The organism is Sphingomonas sp. (genome assembly GCF_019749955.1).
Classification (GTDB): Bacteria; Pseudomonadota; Alphaproteobacteria; order Sphingomonadales; family Sphingomonadaceae; genus Sphingomonas.
The window spans coordinates 35668-52850 of record NZ_JAIEPC010000002.1 but is presented as its reverse complement, the minus strand read 5'-3'; the positions used below and the strand labels follow the sequence as shown (position 1 = coordinate 52850).

The 17183-nt window shown below is 65.0% G+C and carries 10 protein-coding genes; 5 read left to right on the top strand and 5 right to left on the bottom strand.

Annotated features, from left to right (window positions below; genetic code table 11):
• Window positions 1–6 precede the first annotated feature (6 nt).
• Window positions 7–1572, top strand: coding sequence for a hypothetical protein (locus K2W81_RS00270; protein WP_294100317.1), 1566 nt, complete (start codon window positions 7–9; stop codon window positions 1570–1572).
• A gap of 46 nt (window positions 1573–1618) precedes the next feature.
• A complete protein-coding gene (locus tag K2W81_RS00265; RefSeq protein ID WP_294100316.1) occupies window positions 1619–2785 on the top strand; it encodes a hypothetical protein in 1167 nt (388 codons plus the stop codon).
• A gap of 26 nt (window positions 2786–2811) precedes the next feature.
• Here K2W81_RS00265 and K2W81_RS00260 read toward each other — a convergent pair whose 3' ends face one another.
• Genes K2W81_RS00260 through K2W81_RS00250 form a run of 3 tightly spaced genes read right to left on the bottom strand, consistent with a single transcriptional unit; the run spans window position 2812 to window position 8142 of the window.
• Entirely contained in the window at window positions 2812–3720 is a 909-nt protein-coding gene (locus tag K2W81_RS00260; protein ID WP_294100315.1) for a DUF4886 domain-containing protein, read from the bottom strand.
• Window positions 3721–3731: 11 nt separating this feature from the next.
• Window positions 3732–6782 carry a TonB-dependent receptor gene (locus tag K2W81_RS00255; RefSeq protein ID WP_294100314.1) on the bottom strand — a complete coding sequence of 1017 codons (3051 nt, stop codon included), beginning with the start codon at window positions 6780–6782 and terminating at the stop codon, window positions 3732–3734.
• Window positions 6783–6804: 22 nt separating this feature from the next.
• Window positions 6805–8142 carry a dicarboxylate/amino acid:cation symporter gene (locus K2W81_RS00250; RefSeq protein ID WP_294100313.1) on the bottom strand — a complete coding sequence of 446 codons (1338 nt, stop codon included), beginning with the start codon at window positions 8140–8142 and terminating at the stop codon, window positions 6805–6807.
• A gap of 192 nt (window positions 8143–8334) precedes the next feature.
• Between K2W81_RS00250 and K2W81_RS00245 the strand changes: the two genes are divergently transcribed.
• Complete coding sequence (locus tag K2W81_RS00245; RefSeq protein ID WP_294100312.1) at window positions 8335–10122, top strand: ATP-binding protein; 1788 nt, start codon at window positions 8335–8337, stop codon at window positions 10120–10122.
• A complete protein-coding gene (locus tag K2W81_RS00240) occupies window positions 10122–11471 on the top strand; it encodes a sigma-54 dependent transcriptional regulator (RefSeq protein ID WP_294100311.1) in 1350 nt (449 codons plus the stop codon). The genes K2W81_RS00245 and K2W81_RS00240 overlap by 1 nt, the downstream gene beginning before the upstream one ends.
• Window positions 11472–11501: 30 nt before the next feature.
• Here the strand turns inward: K2W81_RS00240 and K2W81_RS00235 are convergent, their stop codons facing one another.
• Window positions 11502–12785, bottom strand: coding sequence for an aminotransferase class V-fold PLP-dependent enzyme (locus K2W81_RS00235; protein ID WP_294100330.1), 1284 nt, complete (start codon window positions 12783–12785; stop codon window positions 11502–11504).
• Between the two features lie 2 nt (window positions 12786–12787).
• Entirely contained in the window at window positions 12788–15142 is a 2355-nt protein-coding gene (locus K2W81_RS00230; RefSeq protein WP_294100310.1) for a transketolase, read from the bottom strand.
• A gap of 417 nt (window positions 15143–15559) precedes the next feature.
• Between K2W81_RS00230 and K2W81_RS00225 the strand changes: the two genes are divergently transcribed.
• Window positions 15560–17125 (top strand): methyl-accepting chemotaxis protein, encoded by a 1566-nt coding sequence (locus K2W81_RS00225; RefSeq protein ID WP_294100309.1) that lies wholly within the window; start codon window positions 15560–15562, stop codon window positions 17123–17125.
• The last annotated feature ends 58 nt before the right edge of the window (window positions 17126–17183 follow it).

The window sequence follows — 17183 nt, the reverse complement described above, 5'->3', positions numbered from 1 at the left end:
CTTCTTGTGCCCGGTCCTGCCCGGGCCCAGCAATCGCCATCGACGACAATCGCGACGGCGGGCAACTGGACCTATACCGTCCCGGCGGGCGTCTATTTCGTGTCGGTGCGGGCGTCTGGCGCCGGCGGGGGGGGCGGCGGCGCCGACCTGAATGGCGCGGGTGGCGCGGGCGGCGCGGGGTCGGCGGTCATCGTCACGCTGCGGGTTACGCCAGGACAGGTCTTGTCCGGCGTCGTCGGCGGTGGCGGTCGATCAGGCTTTACCGGCGGCCCCGATTTCAGCGGATCGGTCGCCTGCTCGGGCGCGGGGACGGCGTCGGGCTTTGGCGGCGGCGGCAGCGGCGCCAACGCCAATTGTGCAAGCGGTGGGTACAGCGGCGGCGGTGGCGCGGGCGGTGGAGGCACATCGGTCGCGCTTGCAGGCACGATCGTCGCACAAGCGGGCGGCGGTGGTGGCGGATCGGGCGGCGGTTGGAACCATAGAGGGGAGAACGGCCTGGCAGCAAGCGCCACATTGGTGCAGACTTCGGCGTGCAGCGCGACCGGCAGAGGGGCGGCGGGAATCGTGATCAACACTGACGGCGGCGCGGCGGGCGGCGGCGGCGGCGGCTATCCAGGCGGCGGTAGCGGCGCCGGTTCGGCCGATGACGGCAGCTCGACGGGGACAACCGCCGCGACGGGCGGCGGGACTGCACGCGGCGGCGGTGGCGGCGGGTCGTGCTACAACACGCTTGCAGCGATCCTGTCGGCAACGACGAGCGGCACCGGCGCTGCGGGAGCCGCTGGCGTGACGACGGTGACCGGATCGACCACCGGCACCGTCGGCAGTGACGGCGCGATCATCATCACCCTGCTGCCGTCGGTCATTGTCGCCAAGACGAGCACAGGGGGAACCGGAACGTTCAGCTTCACCGGGACCAATGGCTTTGCCAATCAGGCGCTGACCACCACGGTCGCAGGGAGCACTATCGCTGGATCGCCGCAGTTGCTGAACAGTGCAGCGGCATCAGTTACCCTGACCGAAGCGGCTGCGACGGGCTATATCCTGTCGAACATCGTCTGCACAGGTCTGGGCAGCGGCGGCACCGCCACCGTCACTCTTGCCACCCGAAGCGTGTCGCTCAACGCCGCCGCCATATCATCAGGCGTCGCGGTGACATGCACCTTCACCAATGCGATTGCGCCGACCATCACGAAGACCAGCACCGTCGTATGGGATCCGACCAATGGCACAACCAATCCCAAGGCCATTCCTGGCGCCCAAATCCGATATTGCATCGTGGTCAGCAACAGTCCCAGCACCCCGGCGTTGGCCGCGCCGACCATCAACGATCCCTTGCCCACCCGAGTGACCTTTGTCCCTAACAGTATCTTTGTGAATGGCACCGTGACGGGCGGCGCCGTCTGCAACACTGGCGCTGTCAGCTATTCGGGGCACCCGACCAACGCGACCGGGACGGGCGCGTCGGGCGCGCTTGGCGGTAGCTATGCTGCGGGTGCAGTAACTGCCACGCTGAACACGATCAATAGCGGTGCGTCGTCCACGATCTACTTCGATGCCATTATTAATTGACGAATGTTTTTTTCGGGAGCGGATGAAAAATGGTCGCGTTAGCCAGATGATTGGTCGACTCATCGCCTTGATATTGCTCCTGTCGGGCGCAAGTGCTGCGCGCGCTGATTGCGACGCCGCCAACCGCTATGTCTTCAGCTTCGCCAACCAAAGCGCGGCGACGCTGACCTATGGCACGAGCTACAGCTACACCGCGCGTAACGGCAATGGCGCGACCCAGACGATGACAATGGCACTCACCCAAAATGGCCTGGCGTCGACCGTCGCTGGCGGGGTGACTCTGCCCGCGATCGGCACGCTGGTGACGGGCGCGAACGGCGCGCAGTCGCTGACTTTGGGCGGCGTCTTCAGCGGCCGCACCGCCAGCATCGCTGGCACGACGCGGGTGGTGACGCTCACCTATACCTTCGCCGAGCCGGTGCGCGACGTATCGTTCACGCTTTATGACGTCGACTTCGGCGCCAACCAGTTTCGCGAATGGATTCAGGTGACGGGCTCCGCCGGGACGGTCGCGATGTCGTCGCCGCCCGGCAATGGCAACGGCGCTGGCGCGGCTCGGACCGCGACCGGATCGACCGTCGCTTTCGGCACCTTGTCGACACCAATCTCGCTCACCGTCTCGCAAGCCGCAGGCACTGCCGCATCGGGCAATAATTCGGATGAAGGCAATGTCGACGTCACTTTCGCCGTTCCCGTGACCAGCGTCACGCTGCGCTATGGCAATTATCCCCTCACCACAGGCGAAACGGCGACTGGCCAGCAGGCGATCGGCATCGGCGGCGTCAGCTATTGCCCGTTGCCGCGCATCACCGTCACCAAGACCTCAACCCCCTATCAGACCAGCGGTACCAATCGCTTCGCGATTCCCGGCGCCGACGTCATCTACACTTTTGCGGTCGCGAACACCGGCGGCAGTCCGGTCGATGCCTCGGCCGTCGTTCTGACCGACGTGCTGCCGTCGAACGTGACTTTCTATGGTGGCGATGTCGACGACGCCGGCCCCGCGATCGGCGCGTTCGAATTTACGCCGGGATCGAGCGGGCTGACGCTGCCGACCAGTGGAATCGGCTATTCGAACGATGGCGGCGCGAGTTACGCCTATCAGGCAACCACGACCTATGATGCCAATGTGCGCGCGATCCGGCTGAATCCGATTGGTTCGTTCGCCGCGAACAGCAGCTTCACGATCCGGTTTCGCGCGCGCGTCAACTGATGCGGTGCCCCCGGGTGGGCGCCCCGTTACCGCGCGGGCTCGCTCGCGAGCTGCTCCGCCGCAATCCGCTGCAACGCCTCGGTCACCGTCGGCGCGAAGCCGAGATCCTCGGCGGCGAGTTCCTTTGCGCCCAATTGACGCGGGTCGATGCCGGTCACGCGCCCAAAAATCAGCAGCGCTTCGAGATAATAGCCATAAGCGCTGCCGTGATAATGGTCGAACGTCCACAGATCGACCTGGTTGAAGGCAATGCCGTCATAGGGATTGGGATCGGCCACCCGCGCCGCAATCGCACGGTTCCAGCATTCGCCGATCGGGATGATGCCGCGAATTTGTGGCGCGGCAGCGCGCGCCTGATCGGCGGCACGCCGCAGGTCACCGGCCATCTTCTCGAGCGGCTGGCCCGACCAAGGGCTGCCCGGCTGATAGACCATATCGGCACGCGCCCAGGTCGCGCTGAGTTCGATATCGACCGCGGGATTGCGCGCGGCAAGCATCGCCGCAAGCAGTCCGGCATAGCGAATATGCAGCGCCGGATCGCCCGGCCGATCGCGGTCGAGCAAGCTGTGGCCCTGCAAGATTACAACGTCCCACGCGCGATCGATCAGCGCGCGGCGATTGTCATAATGCCACTCCAGCCCTTTGCCGCCGCTGGTTTCCAGACTGACGGCATAGTTGAGTCCAGCCTGCTCGGTGAACCGCTTGAACAGCGCAGGCACGCCGCCGATGCCGCTCTGGTTGAGATCAGTCACTGTCTCGGCGCGATAGCGGCGAACCGGCGAATAAGCGGCATAGGTAAAGCTGTTGCCGACGAACAGCATCGTTCGCGGCGCCGCGCGCGTTGCAACCGGCGACGGGGCAGCCGTCTGCTGCGCCGCCGCCGGCCACGCCGACAGCGCCGCTGCCATCAGTATCAATAACCGCCGCCCCGTCATTGCCGCCTCCGTCAGAACCGCTTGCCGATGGTCACATAGAGATAGCGACCATAGGGATTGTAGAGCGCCCCCAGAAAGCCGTCGCTCGAGAGCGGCGGCGGAGTGTCGAACAGGTTGCGCGCACCGATCCGAACGCGCGTGCCATTGAGCACGCCACCCTTGAAGCGATATTGCGCATAGAGATTGAACGTCGCCTGACCCGCAACTTCATAGGGCGTGCCCGTCGTATCGAGGAAGCTGATGTCGTTGACTTCGCTGGTGGTGTTGAGCTGGGCGCCCATCTGGAACCGCTTGAGCGACCAGGTGATCGTGGTGGCGGTGCGCCATTCGGGGCGGCTGCGCGTCTTGATCAGGTTGCTCGAATCGGTGAGCGGCGTCGCGACATTGATCGCCCCCGCCGCGCGCGCGTCGAACAGCACCTGCACGCCCGGCGGCACTTCGCGCGAGAATTTGGCCAGCCGGGCGATGTTGAAGTCGATGTCGAAATCACCAATTGGCGTGTCATGGAGCTGGTAGAGCAGCGCCAGATCGACGCCCTGCACCGTCTGCGGCAGCAGGTTGACGAACTGATCGCGGATCTGGGTCACGGCGCCAGCCGGCGCCAGCCCGGTGCCGGTGAAGACCGGCGTATCGTCGGTCGTCACGGCGGCGCGGATGACGTTGGGGTTACTCGATCCTTGTTGGCGCAGCAGATAATCGAGCACCAGTGCGTTTTGCGGACCGAACTGGCCGACGATGCCCACCTGATTGATCGACCAGAAATCAGCGGTCAGCGTCAGCTTGCCGAACCGGCTGGGGATGAATTTGGGTTCGATGACGGTCCCGACGGTCCAGTTGGTGCTGGTTTCGGGCTGCAGATTGGGGTTGCCCGACACGAAGATCGAATAGCTGATGCCGCGATTGCACAGGGTAAAATTGGTGATGCGCCGCGCGCGCAAATCGGCTTCGCAGCGATAATAGTCGGTGTTGGAGCCAAGTCGCGAATATTGCACCGTCCGCGTCTGTTCGAGATTGGGCGCACGGAACCCGGTCGAATAGGAACCGCGAATGCGCAAGCCGTCGAACAAGTCCCACGCCCCCGCCACCTTGGGCCGGAAAATCGACCCGAAATCGCTATAATTCTCGAACCGTCCCGCAAGCTGGACTTCGATCCTGCGCACCAGCGGGATGTTCATGTCGGGCGACACCACCGGCACCGCGATTTCGCCCGAGGCCGAAAAGACGTTGCGGCTGCCGCTCGTGCTCGGCGTCGGGCTGACGGCGGCGACGTTGCTGATCGACACCGCCCCCGTCACCGCGTCGACGAACGGGATGGTGCCGTTCAGATTGTCGTCACGGATGTCCTGCTGGGTCTCGCGCCGCCCTTCGATACCAAAGGCGATGCCGAGATCACCGCCCGGCAGTTTGAGCAGATCGGGCCGCGACATTTTGAAATCGCCGAGCGCGAGCGTGGTCTTCGATCGCCGCTCAAGCTTGAACAGGATGCTGTTGATGGATGCCTGAGACGATGGCGTGCAATCGCCGATCGATGGGGTGTCGCTGCACCCGCCGCTGAACGGATTATACGCGTCGGGCGTCGACAGTGCGAGGCTCTGCTGGAGCCGGGTCGAGTTGATCGCATCCGAGCGGTCGAGCGCCTGAGCTTCGGAATAGAGCAACGCGGTGTCGAAATCGAAACTGCCGATCTTGCCGCGCAGCCCGCCCAGGAAGCGCGACTGGAAGTTGGTGACGTCGACATATTGCGGCCCGGTATCGACATAGCGATAGGTGCTGAGCGAGACCGGCAGCCCGGCAACGGGGACATTGGTCAGCCCGGCGATGCGGTTCGGATTGGCGGTGCCATTGGCAAAGGTGACCGGGCCGAAAGGATTATAGTAATTGCTCGCCGGAATAACGATGGCGTTCAGGTTGATCGTCGGCGGCTGCACGGCCTTGCTCGACGCGCGGTAATAGCCGATTTCGGTGTAGATCGTGACGCGGTCGCTGATCTCATAATGCGCGGTCAGGAAGCTGTTGAACCGCTCGATCCCCGGCGTCACCGTGGTGTTGGCGGCATTATCGAAGCGCTCGCTGCGCAGCGTCGTGTTGGTCGCGCGCGTGCCGGAACCGAAACAGGTGTTCACCGAAATCGTCACCAGACAGCCCGGGCTGAGAGCGGACTGGGTATGGAATACGCCCGCCGAAGAGGTCAGCGCCGTCGTTCCCCGGCGGATCGTGCCGGGACCGCCAACCACGGTCAGATTGGCCCAGGGCGATTGCGTCGCGCGGCCGTCGGCGGCGGTATTGCCCGCAAAGGCCGGATCATTGGCAAAGAACGGCCGCAGATCATTGGTCGCGGTATAGGGCTGGTCTTCGGCAAGCTGCGCGTCGCGCTGCGTGAAATCCGCAAACAGCGTGACATTGCCTTTGCCGCCCGCGAATTTCTTGCCGAACACGCCGGTGAATTGATACTCACGGCGCCGCGTGCCGAGCGCCCCGCCGAGCCGACCGTCGATCGACAGGCCGTCGTAATTTTCCTTGAGCACGGTGTTGACCACACCCGCCACGGCATCAGCGCCGTAAATGGCGGCAGCACCGTCGCGCAGGATTTCCAGCCGCTGGATATTGGCAACGGGCAGCGAGTTGGAGTTGTACCCCAGCACCGGCACATTGCCTTCGCCCGCCTGGCTCGTTGGGTGCGTCACCAGCCGCCGACCGTTCAACAGCACCAGCGTATTGCCGACCCCCAAATTCCGCAGGTTGATCGAATTGACGTCGCCGCGCGCGGCATTGCTCGTCTGCGGGTTGTTCGACGGGTTGAACGTCACGTCGCCGATCTGCGGGATCGAGCGAAACAATTCGTCGCCCGACAGCGCGCCGGAGGCATCGATCTGCTTCGCGTCGATCACCGTCACCGGCAGCGCCTGCGTCACCTTGCCGCGGATCTGCGAGCCGACAACGACGACCTCGGGCGCGGCTTCCTCGGCGGGCGGCGCGGGCGGTTGCGGCGCGGTCTGGGCATAGGCAGGCGCGGCCAGTGCCGTCCCCGCCAGCAGCATCGCGATCGTCAGTTCTACTCTCATCATCCCTCTCCCCGTTTTTCTGTCAGTCTGCGCCGGCTTCGCTGGTGGCCGGTATCAAGTCGCCCGTCGGCACGTCGCCCGCGAGCGTCGCGGCCAGCAGGTCGCGATTGAGCGCGCCTTCCCAGCGCGCCACCACGATCGTCGCGACGGCATTGCCCATGAAATTGGTCAGGCTGCGGCATTCGGACATGAAGCGATCGATGCCGAGGATCAGCGCCATCCCCGCGACCGGTACGGTGGGCACGATCGACAGCGTCGCTGCCAGTGTAATGAAGCCCGCGCCCGTGACGCCTGCCGCCCCCTTCGAACTCAGCATCGCGACGCCGAGCAGCGCAACCTGCTGGCCGAGGGTCAGATCCACATTGGTGGCCTGCGCGATGAACAGCGCCGCCAAGGTCATGTAGATGTTGGTGCCGTCGAGATTGAACGAATAGCCGGTCGGCACCACCAGCCCGACGACACTGCGTTCACACCCCGCCGCCTCAAGCTTGGCGATCAGGCTGGGCAGCGCGGCTTCGGACGACGAGGTGCCGAGCACCAGCAGTAGTTCAGCGCGCAGATAGACGATCAGCCGCACCACCGAAAAACCATGCGCCCGCGCGATCGCGCCCAGAATGACCAGCACGAACAGGAGCGATGTGACGTAAAAGGTCGCCACCAGCGCGCCGAGATTAACGAGCGTCCCCAGCCCGAACTTACCGATCGTAAAGGCAATCGCCCCGAAAGCGCCGATCGGCGCCAGCCGCATCAGCATCGCGACCAGTCGGAACACGACGATTGCCAACCGCTCGATCAGATCGAGCACCGGGGCGGCGGGTTTACCGACCAGCGACAGCGCAACGCCGAACAGGATCGCGACGAACAAGGTTTGCAGGATCGATCCGTCGGTCAGCGCGGACACCAATGTCGTCGGAATGATGTCGGTCAGGAAGCCGACGATGCTCGTATCATGCGCCTTGTGGACGTAATCGGCGACGGCGGTCGGATCGAGCGTGGCCGGATCGATGTTGAGGCCGACGCCGGGGCGGACGACATTGGCGACGACCAACCCCAGCACCAGCGCACCGGTCGACACCGTCAGGAAATAGGCAAAGGCTTTGGCGGCAACGCGGCCCACCCCGCCCATGTCGCGCATGCCGGCAATGCCGCTGACCACCGACAGGAAGATCACCGGCGCGATCACCATTTTGACCAGTCTGATGAAGCCGTCGCCGAGCGGCTTCAGCGCGACGCCGATATCGGGATAGAAATGCCCGAGCGCTGCACCTAGCGTGATCGCCCCCAGCACCTGGACATAGAGATGCTGCCACCAACGCTGATGGCCGTGCCCCCCGGCTGGCTCAATCGCTTCGACTTTCATTGATCCCCTTTGCGCTATCTGCGCGCCTTCACTTGAGGCTTTGACGCGAGCATAGGGTGGGCTCAGCACATGGCAAATTCGTCGAACAATCTGCTAAATATCTGATCTGGATTTATAACCTCAACCGAGCGTAAGATTTGATGTGTGGAAATCGTGACGTACATCGCGCATAATGTGTGATAAACCGCCCAGATGATCGGGTTCTGGAAGCGACGACGCGGCGCCATCGCTGCCGGCCTTGCCGCCCTGCTCTTCGTCGCGCTGTTCGCGACTTTGGGCGAGCGCTGGGCGCGGACGCAGGCGATTGCTGCCGCCGACGTAACTGCCGCGCGCGCCGCGCGCAGCCATGCCGGACTGCTCGCGAGTGAATTGCAGAAGTTTCGCCTGCTGCCGGTCGTGCTCGCCGAATATCCCGATGTCGCCGCCGCGTTGGCGACGCATGCCCCGGCACCGATCGCGCGGCTTGATCGCACGCTCGAACTGCTCGCCCAGCGCACCGACTCCGCCGCTATTTATCTGATCGACCGCGATGGGCTGACCATTGCCGCGAGCAATTGGCGGCTCCCGACCAGCTTCGTCGGCAGCAACTATGGCTTTCGCCCCTATTTCCGCGACGCAATGGCGAACGGCCAGTCGGAACTGTTCGCGCTCGGCACCGTCAGCGGGCGCCCGGGGCTCTATCTGGCACGACGCCTCGATCTCGACGGACGCCCGGCGGGCACGATTGTCGTCAAGGTCGAATTCGATCGCGTCGAAGCAATCTGGGCGCGCGCCTCCGGCCCCAGTTTCGTCACCGATGCGCAAGGCGTGATCCTGATCACGGCAGTCCCCGACTGGCGTTTCCGGGCGACCCGACCGCTCGATGCCGCGACGCTCGCGCGCGTGCGCCAGACGCTCCAGTTCGGCGGGGCCGCGCCCAAGCCCGCCGCCGTCGACCTCGCGGGTCCGCTCGCGCGGGTCGGTCGCGGCGAGGCAGCCACGCTCTACCGCGCCGCAACCGAGCCGGTCCCGCTCGCCGACGGGCGGCTGGTTCATCTCGAACCGATTGCGGCGCCATTGGCGGCGGCCAATGGCAATGTCCGGCTCTGGGGCCTTGGCATTTTGGTCGTGGTAATCGCGGTCGGCGCGCTGGTGCTGCGCGACCGTGAGAAACGCCAGCTAGCGCTCGACGCCCAGCGCACGTTGGAGGCCGAAGTGGTTCGCCGGACCGCGCAATTGCAGGCCGCCAACCAGGCACTGCAAGTGGAGTCGCGCGAGCGTGCCGATGCCGACCGCCGCTATCGCGCCGCCCGCGAGGAGCTGGCACAGGCCAACCGGCTGGGATCGCTCGGGCAGATCACGGCGGGCGTCGCGCATGAGATCAACCAGCCAGTGGCGGCGATCCGCACCTTTGCCGAAAATGCCGGTCAGTTGCTCGATCGCGCGCAACTCCAGCCCGTGCGCGACAATCTCGGGCGGATCATCGACCTCACCAGCCGCATCGGCAGCATCACCGCCGAGCTGCGCAACTTCGCCCGCCGCAAGACGCCTGCGATCGATGCCGTGCCGATCGGCTCGGTGATCGACGGCTCACTGATGATCCTCGGCGAGCGCGCGCGCCAGATCACCGCGATCGATTTGCCTAAAACACTGGCCAACACGCTCGTGATCGGCGACCGGGTTCGGCTCGAGCAGGTGCTGATCAACCTGCTCCAAAATGCGCTCGATGCGATGACCGGGCGCGCGATCCCCGCCATTTCGCTCGTCGTCGCGGCAACCGACGATCAAGCGATGACCGTAACGATCGCCGACAATGGCCCCGGCGTCGACCCGGCAATTGCCGATGCGCTGTTCACACCGTTCGTGACGGCCAAGCCCGCCGGAATTGGCCTTGGTCTCGCCATCGCCCGCGATATAGCCCGCGAGTTCGGCGGCGAGCTGACGCTGGTGCCGTCGCCGCTCGGTGGCGCCGCGTTCATGCTGTTGCTCAAGCGCCGCTGATGCTGTTCCCGACGCACCAGCCGGTCTGTTTCGTCGAGGATGATCCGGCGCTGCGCGATGCCACCGTGCAGGCATTGGAGCTCGCGGGGTTCGACGTGCAGGCCTTTGCCAGCGCCGATCAGGCATTGCCAACAATCGGTCATGATTTCGCGGGTGCGATCGTGTCGGACATTCGCATGCGGGGCATGGACGGGCTCCAGCTTTTCGCCCGGGTGCGCGCGATCGATCCCGACATTCCGGTGATCCTCGTCACCGGCCATGCCGATGTTGCAATGGCGGTCAGCGCTCTGCGCGAAGGCGCGTTCGATTTCCTGACCAAGCCATTCGCGACCGACCACTTGATCGCCTCGACCCGGCGCGCACTCGAAAAGCGGCTGTTGGTGCTCGACAATCGTCGCCTGCGTGCCGCTGCCGAGGCGCAAGGCGATGCCGAGCCGATGGTTGGCGACAGCCCGCCGATGGCCCGGCTGCGCGCGACGATCCGCCAGGTCGCGGCATCGGGCATCGATGTGCTGGTCGAGGGCGAGACGGGTACCGGCAAGGAGCTGGTGGCGATGATGGTGCATCGCTTCAGCCCGCGCCGAAGCCGCCCGTTCATCGCGGTCAATTGCGGTGCCTTGCCCGAGGCGCTGGCCGAGATCGAGCTGTTCGGTCACGCCGCCGATTCGGTGCCGCACACGCGGCTGGCGCGGACGGGCCAGATCGAAGCCTCTGACGGCGGCACGCTCCTGCTCGACGAAATCGACAGCATGCCTCTGCCGATCCAGTCGAAATTCCTCCGCGTTCTCGAAGAGCGCGAGGTCCAGCCGATCGGCGCGCCTCGGCCCCGCGCGGTCGATTTGCGGGTGATTGCCACCAGCAAGGTCGATCTGGCTGCGCTCGTCGCCGAGGGCCGCTTTCGCAAGGATTTGTTCTACCGGCTGAATGTCGTGCGTCTGCACGTGCCGCCGCTGCGTGATCGCCGCGACGATATCGCGCCGCTGTTCGCGCTGTTCGTGGAGGAAGCGCGTGCGCGGGTGGGCGGCGGCGGCTTCGCGCTGACCGAAGCATTGCGGCGCTATCTGACGACGCATGACTGGCCCGGGAATGTGCGCGAGTTGCGCAACTATGCGGTCCAAGCCGTGCTCGGGCTGGGGCAGACGCCGAACCTCGCCACGCACAGCGATCGCTATCCGCTGGCCGAGCGCGTGCGGCGCTTCGAAGCGACGGTGATCGAGGATGTGCTGCGCGAAACCGGCGGCAACGTCACCGCAGCACAAGCGATTCTGCAGACGCCGCGCAAGACGCTCTACGAGAAGATGGGCCGTTACGGCATCGATGCGGCCAGCTTCCGCGCCAAAGGGCGTTGATCGGCGAAGCGCCGATGACCCCGCTGCACCTCAGCCGCGCGCGATCTCCGGCACCAGTTGCTTGAGCGCCACTACCAGCCGATCGAGATCAGCGGGCGTGGTGAACAGTGCAGGCGTCACGCGCACGCACGCTCCATCGGCGAGGCCGGTCCGATGGACCGTCATGATCCGGTAGCGATTGAACAGCGTGTCGGTAATGGCGACATTGTCGGCAGGCGACCCGTGCCCGGCAATCCTGAATGAAGTGATCGCGCCAAACGTTTCCGGATCGTCGCCGACCATGATCTCCAGCCCCGACAGCCCACGCACCTGGCGCACCCAATGGTTGCGCAGATATTGGAGCCGCGCGAGCTTCATCGGCACGGGCAGCACCGATGCCTGAAAATCGAGCGCAGTCGGCAATGCCAGTTGCGGGGCAAAATCGACCGTGCCCAGATGCACTTTGGACTGGACATCCCCCGGTGCCGCATCGCTTGCTTCGGACGGCGCGGTCGCCACCTGCGCGGCCATCCCCGGGCGACACCAGAACGCCGCAATCCCAACGGGCGCGCCGACCCATTTGTGGAAGTTGAGCACGACATAATCCGAACCGAAATCGGGGATCGCAAAGGGGCGCTGGAAAAAGCTTTGCGCGCAATCGACCAGCACCACCGCGCCTGCTGCCTTGGCCAGCGCGGCAATCTCGACCACCGGCACCACCATCCCGCTGCGGTGGGTGCCATGCGTCAGCAGCACGAACTTCAGCCGCTTGGCGCCCTTGAAGGCCTCGGCATAGGCGGCGATCACATTGTCGCGCGTCGGCGCGCGCGGCAGGGCGACCTTGATCGCCCGCGCGCGCCGGGCCAGCGCCAGATAGGCCATCGCATTTTGCGACGCCTCATAGTCATTGTCCGAATAGAGAATGGCATCGCCCTCAGTCACGCCCTGAAACTGGCTGATCAGCGCCTGCAACCCCTCGGCGGCGTTACGGCAAAAGCCCATATCCTCAGGGTTCACGCCCATGGCGGCGGCCGCGCGCGCTTGCGCTGTGATCTGGTCGCGCCGCATCGCGCGCCTTGCATAGATGCTGGTGTCGCGATTGAGCCGCGCCAGAATCTCGCGATGCGCCGCGGCCACGGGGGCGGCCATATTGCCCCAATAGCCATGTTCGAGCTGCGTCACCGGCCCCATCGCCGGATAAAGCTTGCCGATCCGCGCCCAGCCCGCTTCGTCATCGGGGGCAATGGTCGCGTCCGGGGCAGCAGCGGCGCCCGTCGAGGCAGTCGTGGCAACAGCCACGCCTGCCGCCAGCATCATGGCATCACGCCGCGACATCGTCACAGGAACAGCTCTGCCGCCGCATCGATGATCGCAGGCGCGTCGAGCCGATACTCGCGGTAAAGATCAGGCAGATCGCCCGTCTGGCCGAACCGGTCGATGCCGAGCGGCGAGACGCGGTTGCCGCGCACCCCGCCGATCCAGGAGAGCGTGCCGGGGCTGCCGTCGATGATCGTCACCAGCCCGGCAGTCGGCGACAGCGCGCCGAGCAAGGTCGCGATATGCGCCGTCTCGCCCCCGCCCCGCCACCGCGCCGCGCGCGCCGCCGACCAGCCACGATGAAGCAGATCGGGCGAGGTCACTGCCATCAGGCCGATGCCGGGCACGTCGTCCCTGAGTTGCTCCCATGCTTCGAGCGCTTCGGGCAGGATCGCCCCGGTCGCGATGATCGCCGCCTCGGCGCCGGGCGCGGGACGCTTGAGCCAGTAACCGCCCTTGATCGCACCGTCTTCCCAGCGGTCATCGTCGCGCACCATCTGCGCGATGCTGCGCGTCGACAGCCGCAGATAGACCGCGCCGCCGTCATCGGCTTGCATGTGCCGGAAGGCATGCCCCATCAGCAGCGCGACCTCATCGGCATAGGCGGGCTCGTAATAGGTCAGCCCCGGCTGGCCCATCCCGATCAGCGGCGAATTGATCGATTGGTGCGCGCCGCCTTCCGGCCCCAAGGTCAGCCCCGATGGCGTCGCCACCAGCAGGAACCGTGCATTCATGTAGCAACCGTAGTTGAGCGCATCGAGCCCGCGCGCGATGAACGGATCATAGACGGTCCCAACCGGCATCAACCGCGTGCCGAACAGCGGCGCTGATATCCCCGCCGCCGCCAGCATCAGGAATAAATTGCTCTCAGCGATGCCCAGTTCGACATGCTGGCCGGCCGGGCGCGCCGCCCATTTTTGCGCCGAGGGGATGCGCGCGGCCGCGAAGACATCGGCCATGTCCTTGCGCCGGAACAACCCGCGCTGATTGACCCAGGCGCCGAGGTTCGTCGATACGGTCACGTCGGGCGAGGTCGTGACGATGTGATCTGCGAGCGGATGCCCAGACTTGGCTAGGTCAAGCAGGATCTTGCCGAACGCGGTCTGGGTCGCTTGCTCGTCGCCCTCGGGCACTGGCAAACGGTCGGGCACGGCAACCTCGGCGAAGGCACGGTCGGCGATCTTGGCCTTCAGCCCCGACGCTTCGACGAACGCGGTAACGCTAGCCCGGGCATTATCGCCCAAACCCGACCAAGGCTGCCATTCCGCGCCCGCCGCGATGCCCATCTGATCACGTAAGGCTTCGATCTGGCCGGGGTTCATCAGCCCGGCGTGATTATCCTTATGGCCCGCAAACGGCAGGCCATAACCCTTGACGGTATAGGCGATGAAACAGGTCGGCGTGTCGTCGGCGGCCTTGGCGAAAGCATCGAGGATTGTTTCGATGCAATGCCCGCCCAAATTGGTCATCAGCCGTGCAAGCGCGGCATCGTCATGCGCCGCGAGCAAGGCGGCAACGCCCGATTGGGCGCCGATATCCCGCATCAGCCGCTCGCGCCACGCGGCCCCCCCCTGATAGGTCAGCGCCGCGAAATCGGCGTTGGGGCACCCGTCGATCCATTGCTCCAGATGCTGGCCGCCGGGCTGTTTGAATGCCGCGCGCTGCAATTTGCCATGCTTCAGTGTCAGCACGCGCCAGCCGCAGGTTTCGAAGATATCGTCGAAGCGATCGAACATCCGGTCCGCCGTCGTCGCGTCGAGCGACTGGCGGTTGTAATCGACGATCCACCAGCAATTGCGGACGTCGTGCTTATACGCCTCGATCAGGCATTCGTAGATATTGCCTTCATCGAGTTCGGCATCGCCCATCAACGCGATCATCCGGCCCATGTCCCCGCGCGCGAGCTTGCCATGCGCGACGAGATAATCCTGCACCAGCGAGGCAAAGGCGGTAACCGCAACGCCGAGGCCCACCGACCCGGTCGAGAAGTCCACCGGAATCGCATCCTTGGTGCGGCTGGGATAGCTTTGCATGCCGCCGAAGCCGCGAAATGCCTGTAGCTGCTCAAGGCTTTGCTGGCCGAGCAGATAATGGATCGCGTGCAGGATCGGGCCAGCGTGGGGTTTCACCGCCACCCGGTCGTTCGGCCCGAGTGCGGCGAAGTAGAGCGCGGTCATGATCGTCGAAATCGACGCGCAGCTCGCCTGGTGCCCGCCCACTTTCAGCCCGTCGCGGCTGTCGCGCAAGTGATTGGCGTTGTGGATCGTCCACGACGCCAGCCAGCGCAGCCGCGCGTCGATCGTCTCGAGCAGCGCAATCTGCTCGGGCGATGCCGATAGAGCGCTGACAGTTGCATGGGTCTGGGCAAATTCCACGATGCGTCTTCCACGGAACAGGACAGCGATAGGCTCAATGCCTTAGCCTTAGTCGGCTGTTTGAGTGCCAGCAACGACGTCCATGCGGGCGACTGGGAGGAATGGCATGCGCTTAAAAACGTGCTTTTGCGCGAGGTCACATTCCTGCGCTGCCCAATGTGGGCACCCCCCGTTTTAAGCCCATTTCGACCATTCTGCGGTCGAAAACGCGATTGGTCCATTTCGGATGCAGCTGGAAACAAGCAGAAATCTGCGGCGGACCGTCGTTAGCTCGTTGTTAACCCGTTTGTGCGTCGCAAAACATCGGGCCGGAACACAGCCTGCAAAGGGCTGAAACGCGCCGCCGAAGCTAAATTCTCGTTAACGTAACTTGCGTAGCCCCGCCCGAGCGATCTGCATTCAATCGGGGCTGGAAAAATGAGCATCAAGCGGAACGGGAAAATTGGCGGCGGTCTGATCTTGGGGGCGATGGCCCTCGCAGGCGTCGTCGCGTCGATGGAAATCAACAAAATCCGCTTCGGCGGCCCGATCCAGCTGAAGAACCAGCAGGTCAGCGATCTGGTCGCCGACATCCTGCCGCCGCCCGAATATGTCATCGAGCCCTATCTCGAAGCCACGTTGCTGGTGAACAACCCCGCGTCACTCGCGGCGCGCAAGGCGCGTCTGGCCGAGCTGCACAAGCAGTTCGAGGACCGCGAAAGCTATTGGCAGAAGACCGATCTCGACCCCGCGCTGAAAACGGCGTTGCTCGCGCAGTCGGGCGCTGCCGCCAATAAATTCTGGGATGAAGTCGACACTGGGCTGTTGCCCGCGATCGAGCGGATGGCTGGCGGTGATTTCGATGTCGCGGTTCCCGGCGCCGGGCGCCACGACGAAATCGGCACGATGGCTGCGGCCTTTGAAGTGTTCCGCGGCGCATCGCGCGCGCAGGCCGAAAATGAAGCCAAGCAGCGCGTCGTCGTCGACGAACTCGCCCGCGCGCTCGAAGCGCTGGCCGCCGGTGACATGACCTACCGGATCGAAACGCCGCTGGCGCCTGAATATGAAAGCCTGCGGACCGGTTTCAACAATTCGATCAATGGGCTGGGCGACATCATGTCGAGCGTGTCCGACACGGCGTCGAGCGTGCACAGCGGCGCGTCGGAAATTCGGGCGGCCTCGGACGATCTGGCGCTGCGCACCGAGCAGCAGGCGGCAAGCCTTGAGGAAACATCGGCGGCGATGAACCAGGTGACGTCGATGGTGCGCGAGACCGCCAAGGGCGCTGCCGAGGTCAACCGCTCGATTGACGAAGCGCACCGCGAGGCCAGCGAAGGCGGCGCCGTTGTCAAGCGCGCGGTCGGCGCGATGGGCGCGATCGAGAAATCGGCGCATGAAATCACCCAGATCATCAACGTCATCGACGGCATCGCCTTCCAGACCAATTTGCTCGCGCTGAATGCGGGCGTCGAGGCGGCGCGCGCCGGTGATGCTGGCAAGGGGTTTGCGGTCGTCGCCAACGAAGTCCGCGCGCTGGCGCAGCGTTCGGCTGACGCAGCCAAGGACATCAAGGCGCTGATCACGACATCGGCCGAGCAAGTCGGCGCAGGCGTTGCGCTGGTCGGCGAGACCGGCACGCTGCTCGACCGGATTGTCACCCGGGTGGGCACGATCAGCGGCATGATCACGACCATCGCTGAATCCGCCGAGACGCAGGCGACCAACCTGCAACAGGTCAATGGCGCGGTCGGCGAAATGGACAAGATGACGCAGCAAAATGCCGCGATGGTCGAGGAATCGACCGCCGCCGCGCGCAGCCTGGCGGGTGAAGCTGAAGCGCTTGCCGATGTCGTCGCGCGGTTCAAGCTTGGGGGCGAGGCCCCGGCCCGCCGCACCGTCGCGCCAACGCGCCTCACGCCCAAGCGCAAGGCGCGCGCGCCGATGGTATCGGGCAATCTCGCGCTGAAGTCCGATGATGGCGACGACGATTGGTCAGAATTTTAACCGACGCGGGCTACCAAGGTTCGCCCGATTTTGCGCCAGCGCTTTCGAACAACAGGGG